The organism is Microbacterium sp. CGR1 (assembly GCF_001266755.1).
Taxonomy (GTDB): Bacteria; Actinomycetota; Actinomycetes; order Actinomycetales; family Microbacteriaceae; genus Microbacterium.
On sequence record NZ_CP012299.1, the window covers coordinates 840,688 to 860,488 of the forward strand.

16 protein-coding genes are annotated in these 19,801 nt (G+C 67.9%); all 16 read right to left on the minus strand.

Annotated features, from left to right (window positions below; genetic code table 11):
- Positions 1–63 precede the first annotated feature (63 nt).
- The 16 genes from AKG07_RS03965 to efp all read right to left on the minus strand — a co-directional run bounded on the left by AKG07_RS03965 (position 64) and on the right by efp (position 19,791).
- Positions 64–2,046: a primosomal protein N' family DNA-binding protein gene (locus tag AKG07_RS03965; protein ID WP_053096112.1), complete on the minus strand. Its 1,983-nt coding sequence runs from the start codon at positions 2,044–2,046 to the stop codon at positions 64–66.
- A gap of 7 nt (positions 2,047–2,053) precedes the next feature.
- Positions 2,054–3,247, minus strand: a complete 1,194-nt coding sequence (gene metK, locus AKG07_RS03970) for a methionine adenosyltransferase (RefSeq protein ID WP_053096114.1) — start codon at positions 3,245–3,247, stop codon at positions 2,054–2,056.
- A gap of 93 nt (positions 3,248–3,340) precedes the next feature.
- A complete protein-coding gene (gene rpoZ, locus AKG07_RS03975) occupies positions 3,341–3,598 on the minus strand; it encodes a DNA-directed RNA polymerase subunit omega (RefSeq protein WP_042536631.1) in 258 nt (85 codons plus the stop codon).
- Positions 3,599–3,663: 65 nt separating this feature from the next.
- Entirely contained in the window at positions 3,664–4,572 is a 909-nt protein-coding gene (gmk, locus tag AKG07_RS03980) for a guanylate kinase (RefSeq protein ID WP_053096116.1), read from the minus strand.
- Positions 4,565–5,410 carry an orotidine-5'-phosphate decarboxylase gene (pyrF, locus tag AKG07_RS03985; RefSeq protein ID WP_053096118.1) on the minus strand — a complete coding sequence of 282 codons (846 nt, stop codon included), beginning with the start codon at positions 5,408–5,410 and terminating at the stop codon, positions 4,565–4,567. Before pyrF ends, gmk begins: the two co-directional genes overlap by 8 nt.
- Positions 5,407–8,694 (minus strand): carbamoyl-phosphate synthase large subunit, encoded by a 3,288-nt coding sequence (gene carB / locus AKG07_RS03990; RefSeq protein WP_053096119.1) that lies wholly within the window; start codon positions 8,692–8,694, stop codon positions 5,407–5,409. The genes pyrF and carB overlap by 4 nt, the downstream gene beginning before the upstream one ends.
- Complete coding sequence (carA, locus tag AKG07_RS03995; protein WP_053096121.1) at positions 8,694–9,839, minus strand: glutamine-hydrolyzing carbamoyl-phosphate synthase small subunit; 1,146 nt, start codon at positions 9,837–9,839, stop codon at positions 8,694–8,696. The genes carB and carA overlap by 1 nt, the downstream gene beginning before the upstream one ends.
- A complete protein-coding gene (locus AKG07_RS04000) occupies positions 9,836–10,363 on the minus strand; it encodes a PH-like domain-containing protein (protein WP_053096123.1) in 528 nt (175 codons plus the stop codon). Before AKG07_RS04000 ends, carA begins: the two co-directional genes overlap by 4 nt.
- Positions 10,360–11,664, minus strand: a complete 1,305-nt coding sequence (locus AKG07_RS04005) for a dihydroorotase (RefSeq protein WP_053096125.1) — start codon at positions 11,662–11,664, stop codon at positions 10,360–10,362. Before AKG07_RS04005 ends, AKG07_RS04000 begins: the two co-directional genes overlap by 4 nt.
- Positions 11,661–12,626 (minus strand): aspartate carbamoyltransferase catalytic subunit, encoded by a 966-nt coding sequence (locus AKG07_RS04010; RefSeq protein ID WP_053096128.1) that lies wholly within the window; start codon positions 12,624–12,626, stop codon positions 11,661–11,663. Before AKG07_RS04010 ends, AKG07_RS04005 begins: the two co-directional genes overlap by 4 nt.
- Positions 12,623–13,153, minus strand: a complete 531-nt coding sequence (gene pyrR, locus AKG07_RS04015; protein WP_053096130.1) for a bifunctional pyr operon transcriptional regulator/uracil phosphoribosyltransferase PyrR — start codon at positions 13,151–13,153, stop codon at positions 12,623–12,625. Before pyrR ends, AKG07_RS04010 begins: the two co-directional genes overlap by 4 nt.
- A 68-nt stretch (positions 13,154–13,221) precedes the next feature.
- Entirely contained in the window at positions 13,222–13,755 is a 534-nt protein-coding gene (locus tag AKG07_RS04020) for a hypothetical protein (RefSeq protein ID WP_150115069.1), read from the minus strand.
- Between the two features lie 52 nt (positions 13,756–13,807).
- Entirely contained in the window at positions 13,808–15,385 is a 1,578-nt protein-coding gene (locus AKG07_RS04025; RefSeq protein WP_053096134.1) for a Rieske 2Fe-2S domain-containing protein, read from the minus strand.
- Between the two features lie 75 nt (positions 15,386–15,460).
- A complete protein-coding gene (locus AKG07_RS04030; RefSeq protein ID WP_233277321.1) occupies positions 15,461–18,760 on the minus strand; it encodes a DEAD/DEAH box helicase in 3,300 nt (1,099 codons plus the stop codon).
- 56 nt (positions 18,761–18,816) lie between these two features.
- Positions 18,817–19,227 carry a transcription antitermination factor NusB gene (gene nusB, locus AKG07_RS04035; protein ID WP_053096135.1) on the minus strand — a complete coding sequence of 137 codons (411 nt, stop codon included), beginning with the start codon at positions 19,225–19,227 and terminating at the stop codon, positions 18,817–18,819.
- Between the two features lie 3 nt (positions 19,228–19,230).
- Entirely contained in the window at positions 19,231–19,791 is a 561-nt protein-coding gene (gene efp / locus AKG07_RS04040) for an elongation factor P (protein WP_053096137.1), read from the minus strand.
- Positions 19,792–19,801 lie beyond the last annotated feature (10 nt).

Sequence of the window (19,801 nt, forward strand, 5' to 3'; positions counted from 1 at the left end):
GGTGCTCCGGAGGGATGCGGGGGTGGATCGGGTGAAATCGGAGCGCGAGGTGGTTCTTCGCGTTCAGAGTTCCGGATCGAGGATATCGAGTCGAACCGTGAGGGCGCTCCGAGTCGACTTGCCCTTGCCCCGCCGGTTGCTGACCGCTTCGGCGACGACCGCGGCCCGCAACGTGGTGGCGACCCTGGCACCCGCGCTGTAGTCGAACCGGATCAGGGCCCTGACACGCGGCGGGTAGTCGTCAGACTCGATCGGCACCGGGCCGAGTACCGCGTCGGAGGGCAGAGCGAGCTCCTGCAGCGACCCCAGCGCTCTCGCCACGGATGCCGTCGACCCCTCGACCAGCGCGACCCTCGCAGCCGGCGGCATGTGCAACGGCGCACGTTCGGAGAGCTCGGTCCTCGCATAGGCGGACTGGCTCCAGGTGGCAAGCGCTCGCGCGATCGCTCCGTCGACGCCGACCAGATGGATGGGAGCACCGGGAGCCGCGAGTGCAGCCGCGTTCGACCACCACCGCAGACAGGACTCGCCGATCCGCAGGTCGGGGGCCTGGAGCATCCTCGGTCCGTCGAGCAGGACCACGGCACGGTATCCGCCCTCCGCCAGCGGCTCGGCCCCCCGTGTCGCGACGACGAGGGCCGGCTTGTCGGCGACGCGCTCGACCGGATGAGCGCTGTCTGCCACGATGACCCGGATTCCGGGGAACGCCTTGCCCAGCTCATCCGCCGTCCGCTCGCTGCCCGAGGAGGCGAGGCGCAGCTTGGTCGACGAGCACGCCGGGCACGCCCACGCTCGGGCTCCCCTGCCGCACCAGGCGCACACCGGCACGGCACCACGGTGCTTGGCTCCGAGCGGTCCGCCGCAGTGGGCGCACCGTGCAGGCGCCCGGCATTCGGCGCAGACCAGCGACGGGGCGAACCCCGGTCGTGACACCTGCACCAGCACCGGTCCCTCGGCTGCTGCATTGCGCGCGGAGAGGAACGCGGACGACGGCATCCGCTGTGCAGTCGGAGCATCCATCTCCTGTGATGTGCTGAGGATCACGCGCGGCAGCACCCGACGCGCGGCCCGGACATCCTGCAGCCATCCGTGGGCGACGAGGCGTTCGACGTCGGTGGTGCGGGTGTGGCCGACGAACAGCAGTGCGGATCGCTCCTGCTCCTGACGGAGGAGAGCAGCGTCCCGTGCGTTGATGTACGGCGCGAGCGGCTCGCCGAGGAGAGGATCGCCGTCGTCCCACACAGCGACGACGCCCGCACGAACCGGCGCGTACACCGCAGAACGATTGCCCACCACGATGCACGGCGCGTCCTCGAGCGAGCGGAGGAACGCGCGGTACCGATCGGGGTTCGTCTGGCGCGAGTCGAAGCGCACGACGGCCTGGTCAGGGACATACGAGCCGAGAGCGGCGAGCAGCTGATCGAGGTCGCGGTGGTCAGGCACGACGAGAACACTGGAGCGGCCCGCTGCCAGCGTCCGCGCCGCTGCGGACGCGAGAAGAGCCGCCCACCCGGGATCGTCATGATGGCGCACGGGGATCGCCTCGACCGCGGCCCGGCCGCCCGCATCGAGCACATCGGCGAGCGAGTCGTAGGACGCGATCAGCTCGGATGCGGCCGAGAGTGCTTCGTCTGATGGGGCGAGCTCCGGGGAGTCGTCGCTCCAGGCCTTCTCCACCCGCACCTGGCGCTTCGGGATGACGAGCCGCAGGACGTCGGAGGCGGAGCCCGCAGCGCGATCGGCGGCGCGGCGCGCGAGGCGGTAGAGACGCTCCGGAAGCACCGCCACAGGGGATACGACGCTGTCGACCTCGGACAGTGGCCTGTCGCCATCGTGTTCGGTGTCGAGTTCGACGACGTAGCCGTCGATGACACGACCGGCGGTACGCAGGGGCACACGCACGCGCACGCCCAGAGGGACGTCTCCGAGCTCCGCAGGCACGGCGTAGTCGAAGAGACGATCCAACTGTGGAAGCGGCGAGTCCAAGAGCACGCGCGCGATCCTCCGACTCTGCGATGTCAGAGGAGAAGGGACGCCATCAGGCATGCGGCCCTCAGAGTCCTGCAGCGCGCCGCAGCTCTTCCGCGCGGTCGGTGCGCTCCCACGTGAACTCCGGCAGCTCCCGTCCGAAGTGCCCGTAGGCGGCGGTCTGCGCGTAGATCGGGCGCAGGAGGTCGAGCTGCTCGATGATCGCCTGGGGACGCAGATCGAAGACCTCGTCGATGGCGCGCGTGATCACCTCGTCGGACACCTTGCCCGTGCCGAATGTCTCGACGTAGAGACCGACCGGACGAGCGACCCCGATCGCGTAGGCGACCTGGACCTCGAGACGGTCGGCGAGTCCTGCGGCGACCGCGTTCTTGGCCACCCAGCGCGTGGCATAGGCGCCGGAGCGGTCGACCTTCGACGGATCCTTGCCGCTGAAGGCACCGCCACCATGTCGCGCCGCTCCGCCGTAGGTGTCGATGATGATCTTGCGTCCGGTGAGTCCGGCATCGCCCTTGGGGCCGCCCGTCACGAACGGACCGGCGGGGTTGATGTAGTACGTGAGGTCGCCGAGATCGAGCCCCGTGGAGGCCAGGATCGGATCGATCACGTGCTCGCGCACCTGAGCCTTGAGGTCGTCCTGCGAGATGTCGGGGTGGTGCTGGGTCGACAGCACGACGGCATCCACGGTCTTGGGGGTGAAGCCCTCATATCCGAGAGTGACCTGGGTCTTGCCGTCCGGGCGCAGGAACGGCAGCGCACCCGATCGTCGGACCTCGCTGAGCCGCTCCGCGATGCGATGCGCGGTCCACGCAGCCATGGGCATGAGCTGCGGGGTCTCGTTCGTCGCGAAGCCGAACATGATGCCCTGGTCGCCAGCGCCGAGGCCGTCGAGAGGATCGATGGAGCCGCCGTCGCGGTGCTCCTGGGCGTTGTCGACGCCGTGGGCGATGTCGGTCGACTGCTCTCCCACCGAGATGCTCACACCGCAGGAGTCTCCGTCGAAGCCGGTCTCGCTCGAGGTGTAGCCGATGCCGTTGACCACCTGGCGGACGATCGTCGGGATGTCGACGTACGCCTCCGTGCGGATCTCGCCGGCGACGTGGACGAGACCGGTGGTCACCAGCGTCTCGACGGCCACCCGGGAGCCGGGGTCTTTCGCGATGAGTCCGTCGAGGATGCTGTCCGAGATCTGGTCGCAGATCTTGTCGGGGTGCCCCTCGGTGACGGACTCGGACGTGAACAGACGCAGCGCGCTCATCAGGGCTCCAGAACGGAATCGGACAGCAGGAAGGGGGTGGCTCCCATGATGGACCGCACCGCCGACATCAGTCGGCGGTGCGGTCATCGGACGTCACTCGGCGTGACGGAGGCGGAGCTTGTCCTCGTTGATCTCGTGCAGAGCGATGGTCAGCGGCTTGTCCTCGACGGACGAGTCGACGAGCGGCCCGACGTTGTCGAACAGGTTGCCCTCGTGGAGGTCGGAGTAGTAGTCGTTGATCTGACGGGCGCGCTTCGCGGCGTAGATCACGAGCTCGTACTTCGAGTCGACCCGGTCGAGCAGGTTGTCGATGGGGGGATCGATGATTCCGTTGGTGTGGTGTCCGGCCATGGTGGGACCTCCTGATCAGGCGACGGGATCGTCGCGAAGACGGTGATGCGGGCGCACGAAGACGCTCAGCGCGCAGAGCTCGAAGACAATTCTACGACCTCCGCGGCCGCAGCGGCGACGTCCTCGTTCACGATGAGGTGGTCGAACTCGTTCTGCGCCGCCAATTCGACCTTCGCGGTGCGCAGTCTGCGAGCTCGTTCCTCCGCGCCCTCCGTGCCTCGTCCGACCAGCCGCTGGACGAGTTCGTCCCAGGTCGGAGGCAGCAGGAAGATGAGCGTGGCAGCAGGCTCCGCCTTGCGCACCTGGCGCGCGCCCTGCAGGTCGATCTCGAGCAGCACGGTCTTGCCTGCAGCGAGAGCGGCGTCGATCGGAGCCCGCGGCGTGCCGTAGCGCGACTTGTTGTGGACGACGGCGTACTCCAGGAGTTCGTCGTCTCCGATCAGACGGTCGAACTCCGCATCGTCGACGAAGTAGTAGTGCACGCCATCGATCTCGCCAGGTCGCGGTGCGCGCGTCGTCGCCGAGACCGACAGATGGATCTCGGGGTTGTGCTCACGGATGTGGGCGGCGACGGTGCCCTTGCCGACTGCCGTGGGCCCGGCGAGCACGAGCAGACGGCTTCGCGCGCCACGCGGCTCGAGCAGCGGGAAGCGCGCGTCGAGCCACTGCGAGAGCGCCACCCGCTGGCGGACGCCGAGCCCTCCCAGTCGCTTGACCGGCGAGATGTGCAGCTCTGCCAGGATGCGGTCGCGCTTGCCCGCGCCGATCGCGGGGAGAGCGAGCAGGAAGTCCGTGATGCGCATGGACCCCTCGACCGAGTCCGGGTCTGCGGTCGCCCGCTCGAGCACGGCCTGCGGTGTGACGACACGCGTGGTCAGATCGCGTTTGAGCGATGCGCGGGCGCGGCGCCGTTCGACCGCCTTGCGTGCGGCGGCAGCGCGGTCGACCTCGGGGACGGGACGGGACTCAGCCACGGCCGGCCTCCCTGTACTCTGCGACGCGGGCGTCGATGGCGGCGGCGAGACCGGCGGGTCCGGCCGAGAGGATGCTGCGGCTCTCGCTCGCGATGACGGCGGCGCTCATCGAACCGAACCGGCGGTGCAGGTCTGACGGCGTCGCACCCTGCGTGCCGAATCCCGGAGCGAGGATGGGTGCCACCGGTGCGAAGGCGGCGATGCCGGCATCCGTCCAGTCCACGGTCGCGCCGATGACGAAGCCGAAGCTCCCCCACTCCCCTGCGGGCGTGTGCTCGGTGTTGCGCGCCGAGACCACCGAGACGATGTCCGCCGAGACGGCACGGCCGGTCTCGGAGATCGAGCGCTGCAGGACCTCGGCTTCGGGGTTGCTCGTGGCAGCCAGCACGAACAGACCCTTGTCGTGCTGATCGGCGAGGGCGAAGGCGCCGTCGAGCGCGCCGACACCCAGGAACGGGTTCACGGTGAGGGCGTCGGCCTCGAGCGGAGACCCCGGGGTGAGCCAGGCAGCCGCGTAGGCGTCCATGGTCGACCCGATGTCGCCGCGCTTGGCATCCGCGATCACGAGGAGGCCGGCGTCCCTCGCAGCTGCGATGACCTCTTCGAGCGCCGCGAATCCTGCGGATCCGAAGCGCTCGAAGAACGACACCTGAGGCTTCACGATCGCGGCACGGCCCGCCGCGGCCTCGACCGTGCGCAGCCCGAACTCCCGGACGCCCGAGGCGTCGTCGCCGAGGCCCCAGGATCCGAGCAGGGCGGCGTGCGGGTCGATGCCCACGCACAGCGGGCCGTGCGCCGCGAGGGCGACACGGACCCGTTCGCCGAAGCGTGCGCTCACACTGCGGCCTTCCGGTCGAGGGCGTACTCCTGCAGGCTCTTCACCTGGAAGCCCTCGTGCGCTGCGTCCATACCGCTCACGGCGGCGCCGAGCACCGCCATCGTGGTGAACAGCGCCTTGTCGGCCGCGACAGCCGCCGCGCGGATCTCATAGCCGTCTGCACGCGCCGCGCCCCCGGACGGGGTGTTCACGACGATGTCGATCGAGCCGTCGTTGATGAGGTCGACGATGTTCGTCGCGCCGGACTCCTGGGTCTCGCTGTACTTCTCGACCACCGTCACCGCGATGCCGTTGCGCGAGAGGATCTCGGCAGTGCCCTCGGTGGCCACGATCGTGAACCCCAGCTGCTGCAGGCGATGCGCCGGCAGGATCACGGCGCGCTTGTCGGAGTCCGCGACCGAGATGAACACCGTGCCGGAGGTCGGCATTCCGCCGTACGCGGCCGCCTGGCTCTTGGCGAACGCGGTCGGGAAGTCGCGGTCGATGCCCATGACCTCGCCGGTCGAGCGCATCTCCGGGCCGAGGATCGAGTCGACGGTCTTGCCGTCGGCCGTACGGAACCGCTTGAACGGAAGCACGGCCTCCTTGACCGAGACGGGGGCGTCGAGGGGCACTCGCGAGCCGTCCTGCTCGGGCAGCATGCCCTCGGCGCGGAGCTCCGCGATCGTCGACCCCACCATCACACGGCTCGCGGCCTTGGCCATCGGGATGCCCAGCGCCTTCGAGACGAAGGGCACGGTGCGGCTCGCGCGCGGGTTCGCCTCGATCACGTAGAGGACGCCGGCGCTGATCGCGAACTGCACGTTGAGCAGGCCACGGACGCCCACGCCCTTCGCGATCGCGAGTGTCGCCTCGCGCACCCGGTCGATGTCGGTGCGGCCGAGCGAGACGGGCGGAAGGGTGCAGCTCGAGTCGCCCGAGTGGATGCCGGCCTCTTCGAGGTGCTCCATCACGCCGCCGATGAACAGTTCGGTGCCGTCGTAGAGGGCGTCGACATCGAGCTCGATCGCGTCATCGAGGAAGCGATCGACGAGCAGGGGCTTGCCCTCCTCGATGATGACCTCGCCCGCCGTGCGCACGAAGTACTCGCGCAGCGACTCGGAGCTGTAGACGATCTCCATGCCGCGTCCGCCGAGCACGAAGCTCGGACGCACGAGCACCGGGTATCCGATCTCCTCGGCGACGGCCACCGCGCCGTCCGCGTCCACAGCGGTGCCGTGGCGCGGGGCGATGAGGCCTGCCGTGTCGAGCAGCTGCGAGAACAGCTCGCGCTCCTCGGCGATGTCGATGGCCTCCGGGCTGGTGCCGAGCACCTGGTAGCCGGCTGCCTCGATGCCCTTTGCGAGCCCCAGCGGCGTCTGGCCGCCGAGCTGGCAGACGACTCCGAGGATGGTGCCGCTCGCGGCTTCCGCGTCGAGCACCTCCAGCACGTCCTCCAGCGTGAGCGGCTCGAAGTAGAGCCGGTCGGACGTGTCGTAGTCGGTGGACACCGTCTCGGGGTTGCAGTTGACCATGATGGTCTCGAAGCCGGCATCCGAGAGGGCGAACGACGCGTGCACGCACGAGTAGTCGAACTCGACGCCCTGACCGATGCGGTTCGGACCCGATCCGATGATCACGACCTTGGTGCGATCGGACGGTGTGACCTCGGTCTCGAAGTCGTAGCTCGAGTAGTGGTACGGCGTGAGAGCCGGGAACTCGCCGGCGCAGGTGTCGACGGTCTTGAACACCGGACGGATGCCGAGTCCGTGGCGCACGCCGCGGATCTCCGCTTCCTTCTCGCCGCGGAGCTCCGCGATCTGCGCGTCGGAGAAGCCGTGCTCCTTGGCGTAGCGCAGCGTGGCCGCGTCGAGCTCCGGTGCCGTGCGCACGATCTCGGCGACCTCGTTGATCAGGACGATCTGGTCGATGAACCAGGGATCGATCGCCGTGGCCTCGAACGCCTGCTCGACCGTCGCGCCCTTGCGCAGCGCCTGCTGGAGGGTGACGATCCGACCGTCCGTCGGGACCTTCGAGATCTCGAGCAGCTCGTCGACGGAACGGCTCTCCGCGCCCCAGTGGAAGCTGGAACCGCGCTTCTCGAGCGAGCGCAGCGCCTTCTGCAGCGCGGTCGCGTAGTTGCGGCCGATCGCCATCGCCTCGCCGACCGACTTCATGGTGGTCGTCAGCGTCGCGTCAGCGGCCGGGAACTTCTCGAACGCGAACCGCGGAACCTTGACGACGACATAATCGAGCGTGGGTTCGAAGCTCGCGGGGGTGACACCCGTGATGTCGTTCGGGATCTCATCGAGACGGTAGCCGAGCGCCAGCTTCGCGGCGAGCTTCGCGATCGGGAACCCCGTGGCCTTGGAGGCCAGGGCGCTCGAGCGCGAGACGCGAGGGTTCATCTCGATGACGATGATGCGCCCGTTGCTCGGGTCGATGGCGAACTGGATGTTGCAGCCGCCGGTGTCGACGCCCACCGCGCGGATGATGTCGATGCCGATGTCGCGGAGCTTCTGGTATTCGCGGTCCGTGAGCGTCAGAGCGGGAGCCACGGTGATCGAGTCGCCCGTGTGCACGCCGACGGGGTCGACGTTCTCGATCGAGCAGACGACCACCGTGTTGTCGGCGGTGTCGCGCATGAGCTCGAGCTCGTACTCCTTCCAGCCGAGGATCGACTCCTCCAGGAGCACCTCCGTGGTCGGAGAGTCGCGCAGACCGGCACCGCCGATGCGACGCAGATCCGCCTCGTCGTAGGCGAAGCCGGACCCGAGACCGCCCATCGTGAACGAGGGGCGCACGACGAGCGGGTAGCCCAGCTCGGCCGCTCCCTCGAGCAGGTCGTCCATGGTGTGCGCGATGATGCTGCGGGCGACGTCGGCGCCGGCATCGAGGACGAGCTGCTTGAAGATCTGGCGGTCCTCGCCCTTGTTGATGGCTTCGAAGCTCGCACCGATCAGCTCGACGTCGTACTTCTCGAGGATGCCGTGGTTGTGCAGTTCGATCGCGGCGTTCAGGGCCGTCTGCCCGCCGAGGGTCGGCAGGATCGCGTCGGGACGCTCCTTCGCGATGATCGTCTCGATGACCTGCCAGGTGATCGGCTCGATGTACGTCGCGTCGGCGAAGTCGGGGTCGGTCATGATCGTCGCCGGGTTGGAGTTGACCAGGATGACCCTCACGCCCTCCTCGCGCAGGACGCGGCAGGCCTGGGTGCCGGAGTAGTCGAACTCGCACGCCTGACCGATGACGATCGGGCCGGAGCCGATGACGAGAACGGAGTTGATGTCGTCGCGCTTGGGCATTACTTGGTGTCCTTCTTGCTGGCGATGACCATGTCACGGAACCGGTCGAAGAGATAGTTGGCGTCGTGCGGTCCGGCCGCAGCCTCCGGGTGGTACTGCACCGAGAACGCCGGGATGTCGAGAGCGCGGAGACCCTCGACCACGTTGTCGTTCAGGCCGATGTGGCTGACCTCGACCTTGCCGTAGCCGTGGGGGCTGTCGAACGAGCCCTCCAGCGGCGCCTCCACGGCGAACCCGTGGTTGTGCGCGGTGATCTCGACGCGTCCGGTGGACTTGTCGAGTACGGGCTGGTTGATGCCGCGGTGCCCGAACGGCAGCTTGTAGGTGCCGAGACCCAGCGCCCTGCCGAGCAGCTGGTTGCCGAAGCAGATGCCGAAGAAGGGCAGCCCGTCGTCGAGCACCGAGCGCAGCAGCTCGACGTGGTCGCCGGAGGCTGCGGGGTCGCCAGGGCCGTTCGAGTAGAAGACGGCGACGGGATCGATCGCACGGATGTCATCGATCGTGACGTTCTGAGGCAGGACGTGCACCTCGAAGCCACGGGCCGCCAGGTTGTCGATCGTGGCCTGCTTGACGCCGAGGTCGAGGACGGCGAGATTGCCGACCCGCTCCCCCATCGCCGTCGTGACCGTGGCGACGTCGACCGAGACCTGCGCCGAGAGGTTCTGGCCGGCCATCTGAGGCGCCTCGCGCACGAGGCGCAGCTGCTCGTCGGCGTCGATCTGCGCGGCCTCGCCCGAGAAGACGCCGCCGCGCATAGACCCGGCAGAGCGGATGTGCCGCGTGATCGATCGGGTGTCGATGCCGCTGATGCCGACGATGCCGTCCCGCTCGAGGATCTCGTCCAGCGAAGCGGTCGCACGCCAGTTCGAGACGACTCGTGAGGGGTCGCGCACGATGTAGCCGGCGACCCAGATGCGACGGGACTCGGGGTCCTCGTCGTTCATGCCGGTGTTGCCGATGTGCGGGGCCGTCTGCAGGACGATCTGGCCCGCGTACGACGGGTCGGTGAGCGTCTCCTGGTATCCGGACATGCCGGTCGAGAAGACGACCTCGCCGAAGGTGGTGCCCAGCGCGCCGTATGCACGGCCGACGTGGCGGGTCCCGTCTTCGAGGACGAGGACGGCGGGTTCGGGGAGGGCTGTCATGACGTTGCTCCTGTGTCGGGGGCGGCGGTGTCGTCCGTGGCGGGGACGAGGCGCTGCAGTTCTGAGATGAAGTTCTGGGGATCGCCGTCGGTGACCCGCAGATACGAGTCGACGATCGTGTCGTCGTCCGCATTCCAGGCGACGCGGACGAGTCCACCCGGTTCGACGACGCGGTCGATCGTCACCGTGGCGCGGTCGACGCTCGCGAGTCGTGCAGAGGCGAGGAAAACGGTCGGCGCACCGTCGAGGCAGAGTGCGAGTCCGCGATCGGTGACCGCAGCCTCTCCCCTGGCGCGATAAGCGAGCGGCTGGATGGCGAGGCGCTCCAGCGGCTGATCGTGCTTCGTCGTCGAGACGTAGAGCACCTCGTGACGGTCGAGGACCTCCGCATGCTCCGGCACGCCCAAGGGAGCCGCCAGACCCGAGTCGCGTCGGAGTCGTCGGCGCCACGCCGTGAACATGGCGACCAGGACGAGTGCCGCCACGGCGATCGTGATCGCGATGGCGATGTCGCGCGTGCTCATGCGTTCAGCTCCTCGACCACGGATCCGCCGTCGACCGTCAGCAGCCCGCGGTGGATCGTGAACTCGACGCGGCCGGGGAGGTCGCGACCGAGATACGGCGAGTTCACACTCCGACCGTGCAGGTCGGATTCGGTGAAGACGCCGGCGGCGGACGGGTCGTAGAGGGTGATCTGCGCAGCAGCACCGGCCTGCAGGGGCAGCCCATGATCGGACAGACGTCCGATCCGTGCGGGGGCCGCACTCATCACCCGGGCGACGTCCTCCCAGCCGATCAGGCCGGTCTGCACCATCGACTGGTGCACGACGCGCAGGGCGCTCTCGAGTCCGACCATGCCGTTGGCTGCGGCCTGCCACTCGCACGACTTGTGCTCGCTCGGGTGCGGGGCGTGATCGGTCGCCACGATGTCGATGGTGCCGTCGGCGAGGCCCTCGCGCACCGCCATGACGTCTTCCTCACGGCGCAGCGGCGGGTTGACCTTGTAGCGGGCGTCGTAGCCGCGCACCAGTTCATCGGTGAGCAGGAGGTGGTGCGGGGTGACCTCGGCCGTGACGTTGATCCCCCGCTTCTTCGCCCAGCGGATGATGTCGACAGAGCCTGCGGTCGACAGGTGGCACACGTGCAGTCGGGATCCGACATGCTCCGCGAGGAGCACATCGCGAGCGATGATCGACTCCTCCGCGACCGCCGGCCATCCGGTGAGTCCGAGCTCGGCCGACACTGTGCCCTCGTTCATCTGGGCGCCCTCGGTGAGGCGTGGATCCTGAGCGTGCTGCGCGATGACTCCGTCGAACGACTTCACATACTCGAGTGCGCGCCGCATGATCAGCGGATCGAAGACGCAGAAGCCGTCGTCGCTGAAGACGCGCACCTGGGCGCGCGAGGTGGCCATCGCACCGAGTTCGGCGAGGCGCTCGCCCTTCTGCCCCACGGTGACGGCGCCGATGGGCTGCACGGTCGCGTACCCGGCGGCCTCGCCCAGGGCGAGCTCCTGCTCGACCACACCGGCCGTGTCCGCGACCGGCGAGGTGTTCGGCATCGCGAACACCGCCGTGAACCCGCCTGCCGCCGCAGCACGGGTCCCGGTGAGGATCGTCTCGGAGGCTTCGTAGCCCGGCTCCCGGAGGTGGGTGTGCAGGTCGACGAGTCCGGGAAGGGCCACCAGGCCGTCGGCGTCGATGACTCGCGCACCGGAGCGGCTCAGTCCGGTGCCGATCTCGGAGATCTGCCCGTTCTCCACGATGATGTCGGCGCGCTCGGCACCGAGAAGCTGTGCTCCGGTGATGACGAGGGTCTCGCTCACTGGTCTCCCCCTCGTTCGTCGTCTCGTTCTCCTGCAAGGAGCAGGTACAGCACCGCCATGCGGATGGACACCCCGTTCGTCACCTGTTCCAGCACTGTCGAGCGCGGGGAATCTGCGGCTTCGGAGGATATCTCCAACCCTCGGTTCATGGGTCCGGGGTGCATCACAATGCTACCGTCCGGAAGGCCGGCCACACGCAGTGCGTCCAGACCCCATCGCCTGGAATACTCCCGCTCAGTAGGGAAATATGCAGCGCTCATCCGTTCGAGCTGGATGCGGAGCATCATCACGGCGTCCGGACCGTCTGCCAGAGCCTGATCGAGGTCGTAGACGACCTTCGCAGGCCAGAGCGAGACGTTCTGCGGCACCAGGGTGGGCGGCGCGACCAGGGTGACCTCGGCGCCGAGCGTGGCGAGCAGCCAGACGTTCGACCGTGCGACGCGGGAGTGGAGCACGTCGCCGACGATCACGACCCGGATGCCGGCGAGATCACGACCGCGGCTGTCGGCGCCGAAGCGCCGTTTGCGGATCGTGAACGCGTCGAGGAGAGCCTGGGTCGGATGCTCGTGCGTGCCGTCGCCGGCGTTCACGACTCCGGCGGAGATCCACCCGCTGGTCGCGAGGGTCTGCGGGGCGCCGGAGGCTGGATGGCGGATGACGACCGCATCCGCTCCCATCGCCTGCAGCGTCTGGGCGGTGTCCTTGAGGCTCTCGCCCTTCGACACGCTCGAGCCCTTGGCTGCGAAGTTGATCACATCGGCTGAGAGGCGCTTCGCAGCGGCTTCGAAGGAGATGCGGGTGCGGGTCGAGTCCTCGAAGAACAGATTCACGACCGTCTTGCCGCGAAGGGTCGGAAGCTTCTTGACCTCGCGCGACTGGGTGTCGGACATGTCTTCGGCGACATCGAGGATGCGTAGAGCCGACTCTCGGTCGAGGGTGCGGGTATCCAGCAGGTGTCTCATGCTTCGATCGTCACCTCTTCGGTGCCGTCGTGCTCGGTCAGCCGGACGTTGACGCGCTCCTGGCGAGACGACGGGATGTTCTTGCCGACGAAGTCGGGGCGGATCGGGAGTTCCCGGTGGCCGCGATCGACGAGGATCGCGAGGCGGACGATCGACGGGCGACCGATCGACTGCAGCGCGTCGAGTGCGGCGCGGATGCTGCGGCCGGAGAACAGCACGTCGTCGACGAGGACGACGGTCCTGCCGTCGATCCCGCCGGCAGGGATGTCCGTGGGCCGCGGAGAACGCGTTGGCTGCGAGGCGAGGTCGTCACGGAAGAGGGTGACGTCCAAAGCCCCCACCGGAACGGTGGTCTTCGCGATGGCGCCGATCGCTGCGGACAGGCGGTGGGCGAGAGTGACGCCGCGGGTCGGAATGCCCAGCAGGACGAGGTTCTCAGCCCCTCGATTGGATTCGAGGATCTCGTGCGCGATACGGGTGAGCGCCCGCGAGATATCGGCTTCGTGCAGCACGGTTCGTGCAGACATCGGCCGCTCCCTTCTCCGCCTCACAGGACGGTGTTAAAGGTTGCTTGATGGCACCAGTCTAGCGTGCGTCAGTGCCAGCCCAGGACCTCTCGGACGACCGCCTGCGAGACGGGGGAACCGTCATCCGGGACTCCGGCGAGCGATTCGTGCGAGAGCATCGCGCCTTCCAGGCCCGCTGCCGCGGTGATCTGCTCGAGGGCGTCGCGCACGCGAGGAGCCGCGGCTCTCGAGTAGGGCGGCGCACCGCGACGCGAGGTGTGGGGAAAGACGATCAGCTCCGACACGAGGGGTCCGACGGGACGGGACGCGACGACGACCAGCGTCGGCGACAGCACACGCTGGAACGCCCGGGGGACGGGGAACGGGAGTTCGTCGATCACGAGCCCGAGCAGTGCGCGCCTCTTCGACTTCTCCTCGTCCCCGATCTCCAGCGCGACGGCCGTCCACTCGGATCCGCGGCCTCTCAGCTTCTCGTCGAAGCCATCATGCCGTTGCTCGAAACCGGCGTCCTCGAGGAATTCCACGGCCACCCGGATCAGCCGTTCCGGCGTGGAGCGGGTGATCCATCGAGCCCCGCGGAGAGGCCCCGTGAACATCGGCATCGGCGTTCGAGCGTCGCGCCCCGATCCGTGCGGGTGCGAGGAACGAACCACGTCAGCTGGCCTCGCGAAGCACTGCGTCGGTGACCTCGTCGATCTTCGTGGAGCGGATCGGGTGGCCGCTCGTCGACAGGCAGCGGCCTGTGTTGAGGTCCCACTTCCAGTCGTGCATGCTGCAGGTCAGGATGCCGTCGTCGTCGACCTTTCCGGTCTTGGTCAGGTCGGCGCGCAGGTGGGGGCAGCGACGCTGCACGACCCAGTCGCCGATCTCGGCATCCTCGGTCTGGTCCGTCTGCTCCTGATACCAGTTCTCGACGTACTCGATGCGATCGACCGAGAGGCACTTGAGGAACGTCGTGAGGAACTCGTTGAACTTTCCGCTGCGCCCCACCTCGAACTGCATCGAGAGGAAGATCGAGTTCGACCAGTCGATCTCGTGGTCGCGGATGTTCGTTGAGACGAGGTCGGCGGGGATCGTGTACCAGTAGATGCACTCCTCGCCCGCGTACTCGCGAACCTTCGCGCGGGGGAAGTCCACGACCATGTCGAGGTCGCCGATCCTGAAGCGCACGCATCCCCCGACTCCGAGCCGGATGGTGCGCGACTTCTTCAGCAGCGGCTCCCACCAGGTCTTGAGCTCCTCGAGCATCTCGGCGGCGGGCATGACCTGGGCGCGCGACGCCTCCTCGTCACGGATCTCCCGCTGTCGGGAGGCGCGCTGCTCCTCGAGGTAGTCCCACTTCTCGTCGAAGATGTGGGCGAGCTCGGCCTCGGTGTAGAGCGACTGCTCGGTGCACACAGAGCCGCCCTCGACGGTGACCACCGTGCCCGGCACGAACAGATGTCCGTCGTACTGGGGCGAGAGCTCCTTCATGTGGGCCAGGAACTGTTTCTGGTCGGTGAAGATCGATTCGCCGTTGCGGCCGACTCCGTTGAAATCGAAGAGGTCGTCGCGCAGGAACATCGGCGGACCGGCCATCGGGAAGACATGAGGGGCGTCCACCTTGTCGATGTAGTACATCGCCCGCTTGTTCTGCGCGTCGCGCTTGAGCTTCGCGAAGTTCTGCTTCGCATCCAGCGGCAGGTCATAGACCATGGGCCACCAGATCGCACCCGAGACCTGCGTGAAGTACGCGTCGGGCTTGCCGAAGTGCAGCAGCGTGTCGAGATCGAGCGGGTGCGAGTCGTTCTGGTTGAGCACCGAGCCGGTGCCGTCGTCGACGCTCAGCGACGAGTCTCCGATGGGTCCGTCGCTCGGAGCGCGCAGCGGAGTGATCATGATCTTCAGATCGCCGCGCTCGATGATCTCGCCGGCCGGGGCGTAGGTGATGTTCGTGTAGCCCAGCGCCCTGATGTCCTGCTCGAGGTCATCGATCGGGTACTCGGGCAGCAGCACCTCGATGTCCTTGCGGATGTAGCGCTCGAGGAGCCGGGGATCGAAGTGGTCGCGGTGCCGGTGCGAGATGTACAGGAAGTCCGCTTCGCGGCCGAAACGCTCCCAGTCGAGCCCGCGGTTGTCGGGGAACGGGAACCACGAGCCAAAGAACGAGGGCCCGAGAACCGGGTCGCAGATGATGTTCCCGCCGACCGTCTCGATGAACATCCCGGCGTGGCCGAGTCCCGTGATCCGCATGCATTCCTCCTGAAGTGAACCGTTCGATTCTACCGACGGGGTCCTGGGCGGACGCGGTGACTCGGCCGGGAGAAATCACGCGCCGTCGAACAGGCCCTTGATGTCGTCTGCGGTGAGGGACTGCGCGAACAGCTCGTCGTCGTCCATCACCGCGGTGAAGAGCCTGGCCTTGCGGCGCTGCAGCTCGAGCACCTTCTCCTCGATCGTGCCGGTGGAGATCATCCGGTAGACGAACACCTGATTGGTCTGACCGATGCGGTGCGTCCGGTCGATCGCCTGCTCCTCGGCCGCGGGATTCCACCACGGATCGAGGAGGAACACGTAGTCGGCTTCCGTCAGCGTGAGTCCGAACCCACCCGCCTTCAAGCTGATGAGGAAGACCGGCTGCTCCCCCGACTTGAAGCCGTCGATCACCTGCTCTCTGCGGCGCGTCGAGCCGTCGAGATGCGCATACGGGATGCCGGCGGCCTCGAGCCGGGCAGCCGCGAGGTCGAGGAACGACGTGAACTGGCTGAAGACCAGAGCACGGTGCCCTTCGGCCTGCAGTTCAGCGACGCGCTCGAGCAGTGTGTCGAGCTTGCTCGACCCGATCTCGGCGTCGGCCTCGTCGACGAGCGCGGGAGCGAGGCTCAGCATGCGCAGCAGGGTGAGCGAGCGGAACACGATGAAGCGATTGCGATCGAGGTCGTCGATCAGCCCCAGGACCTTCTGCCGTTCGCGCTGCAGTACGACGTCGTAGAGGGCCCTGTGCGCCGGGCTCAGCTCGACCTCGAGCAGCTGCTCCTGCTTCGCCGGCAGGTCGGGAGCGACGAGCTCCTTGGTACGTCGCAGCATCAGGGGTCTCACACGACGACGCAGCTGAGCGAGGCGCCGCGCGCGATACTCGCCGCCCTCCTCGTTCTCGGGCACCTTGCCCTTCTCGATCGGCTGGATGTAGCGGTCCTTGAACTTCCGAGCCGAGGGGAACAGGCCGGGGGCGGCGAGCTTGAGCAGCGACCACAGCTCGGAGAGGCTGTTCTCCATCGGGGTTCCCGTGACCGCGTACGTGACGTCGGCATGGAATGTCGAGATGGCGCGGTGGAGCCGCGTCTTGGGGTTCTTGACGAACTGGGCCTCATCGAGGATCAGTCCGGCCCACTCGATCTCGCGGAACTCCTCTTCGTCGAGTCGGGCGACCGTGTACGAGCTGACGACGAGATCGCTCGACCGGGCCGCCGCCCTCAGGACGTCAGCCCGTTTTCCGCTCGTGCTGTCGACGATGGACACACGAAGCCCGGGCGTGAATCGGGCCGCCTCCGACCGCCAGGTGCTCAGGACAGACGTGGGGGCCAGCACCAGGAACGGTCTCGTCTCGCCGGCATCCCGCGTGTGCTGGACGAACGTGAGGAGCTGCAGGGTCTTGCCCAGACCCATGTCGTCGGCGAGGATCCCGCCCAGTCGGTGACGCCACAGGAAGACAAGCCAGTCGAAGCCGGCCTTCTGATAAGGGCGGAGATCGGCCTGCACTCCCGCAGGAACGGGCGTCGGCGGAACCCCCGTGGCCTGACGGAGCCCGTCGGCCGTGGCGCGCCAGCTGACAGCCGGCTGGGCCTCGTCGGCGAGGTCTTCGAACTCCTCCCACAGATCGGTCTGGTAGCGACTGATGCGCGGACCGGTCTCCCACTCGTCGAGCTCGCCCGCCTCCTCGATGAGATCACGCAGACGATCCAGCGACGGGTGGTTGAGCGAGAAGTAGCCGCCGTCGGAGAGGAGCAGCTTCTTGCGCCCCCTGCTCAGCGCCGTGAACAGCGGTCCGAACGGGATGAGTCGACCGTCGATCGTCACGAGGATGCCGAGATCGAACCAGTCCGAGTCGGTCGATTCGACGGTCGTGACTTTGACCTCAGGATCCCCCGTCAGCTCGCGATACGCCTTGCGTTCTCCGTGGGACTCGACGCGGACGCCCACAGCCTCGAGCGCGGGAACGCCTTCCGCGATGAACGCCGCCGCATCGATGTCGTGGAACGAACCGCTCGGGCGGAAGCTCGTCGTGCGGAACTCCTGCCATGCCGCCTCGATCGCCGCGCGTCTGGTCGTCTCGCTCTCGGCATCTCGCACCGCTGCGTCATTCCACGCGAACGGCACTCGGCCGAACGGACCGTACGACCACTCGAATGCGTAGCTGACGACGTCGCCGCGCTCGTAGCTGACCGTGAGCACCGCCTCCGGTTCGGGCACGTCGGGAAGCGCGACCTCCCCGACCGTGCGCACGGTGCTGCGCCGGGCCAGAAGCGGATAGGCGTCGGCGATGAACGCCTGCTCGTCGTCGGCCGGCACGAGGATAGGGTCGGAGGCCGCGAGCAGGGCACGTGTCTGCTCGCTCAACGACACTTCGGCGAGGACGACCTCGATCCGCGCACCCACGAGGCTCGCCGCGTAGACACCCGTACGACCGATCGGATGCACCTCGCGGGCGGGAATCACTCGATCGTCGATGCGCACCTCGGCGGCGACCTCCAGAGCACCCTCCTCGGTGCGACTGATCTTCGCGGAGACGTCGGCCGCGGATGCGATCCGCACCGAGGCGCTCTTCTGACTGGGAACGAGAGGGATTCCGACGTCGGTGGCCGATCGGAGGTGCCTCCACAGCAGCGGCGACTCGACCTGGTCGAGCACGAGCCACTCGCCGGCATTGCCGGAGAGCAGCGAGTCCCGCGAGATGCTGAGGAGATCCCCGAACCAGCGGTTCTGGTCGCGACCGAACTGCGAGGCGTCGCGACGGACCGCATCCCAGCCTGCGCCGCCCTGTATCCATGCACCGGTCTGCGCGCTGCGCATCATCGGGCGGATCGCCAGAAGCAGCTCACCGCTCGGGCGGGCGAGATCGCGCGCGGTCGCCGCCCGGACGGGGCGCGGCCCCCAGTGGTTCTCGCTCCGAGACTCACGGTGACGCAGTTCGATGCCGAGAGCGAGGCGCTGCGGGTGCTGCGACACCGCAGGGTCGAGCAGGGTCCGCCACGACGCCACTGCGGCGGTGCGCAGTGCGGCGGGCTTCTGCTCCGCGTCGGGCTGCCGCTGGAGAGCCGCGGCCTGCTGCGAGTACTCGTGCACATTGGACGCGAGCAGCGTGGCGACCACGTGCTTGCAGCCGCTCCGCACCGGGCAGGTGCAGCGGGTCGTCCGAACCCGTCTCGTCCCGTTGGACGAGAGGAAGACGATCTCGGTCACATACTGGGCGTCCGAGCTGCCGCGCACATGGCCCTCGAGCTCGAGCAGATCCTCGTGCCACACCACGTCGAGCACATTGCCCTCGCGGAAGTACGCGAGACCGCGCTGGTAGCCCCCGACATCGGTGATCTGCATGAGGTCGCGAAGATCGACGTGCGGCGCGGGCATGGCCCCATCCTTCCCGCGGCCTCCGACATCTCGGAGACCGCGTCCCGAGTCGTCGCTCAGGCCGCGCGAGAGACGCGTGCGAGCACGCCGTGCACGAACGCGCCCGAATCGTCGGTGGAGAACTCCTTGGCGAGTTCGACCGCCTCATCGATGGCGACAGCGGTCGGCACCGCGTCATTGAACAGGATCTCCCAGACGCCGATGCGCAGCAGCGCGCGATCGACCGCGGGCATGCGCTCGATCCTCCAATCGCGGCTGTGCGTCGTGATCTGCTCGTCGATCTCGTCGTGGTGGTCGATGATGCCGTCCACCACCTCACGGGCGTAGAGCCAGGAGGCCTCGCGAGCGGGTTCGCTCGCGGCGCGCTTGGCCTCTGCGGCCAGGGTCACCGCGATCTCGTCTCCACGGACGTCGGCGGAGAACAGGATGTCGAGTGCGCGCTTGCGCGCTTTCGTACGGGCGCTCACGCCTTACTTCTCGCGACCGAGGTAGTCGCCGGTGCGCGTGTCGACCTTGACCTTGGTGCCGGTCTCGACGAAGAGCGGCACCTGGATCTCGTAGCCCGTCTCGAGCGTGGCCGGCTTCGTTCCCGCCGACGAGCGGTCGCCCTGCACACCGGGCTCGCTGTAGGTGATCTCGAGGATCACGGACGCGGGGAGATCGATGTACAGCGGGTTGCCGTTGTTGAGCGCGATCGTGACCTGCTGGTTCTCGAGCAGGAAGTTCTTCGCGTCGCCGACGGTCGCAGCGGGGACCGTGATCTGGTCGTAGTCCGTCTGGTCCATGAACACGTACCCGTCACCATCGGTGTAGAGGTAGGTGAAATCGCGACGGTCGACGTTCTCGATCTCGACCTTGGCACCGGCGTTGAACGTCTTGTCGACGACCTTTCCGGTCATGACGTTCTTCAGCTTGGTGCGCACGAAGGCGCCACCCTTGCCGGGCTTGACGTGCTGGAACTCGACGACGCTCCAGAGCTGCCGCTCGATGCTCAGGACGACGCCGTTCTTGATGTCTGCGGTAGATGCCATGCGCTGGACT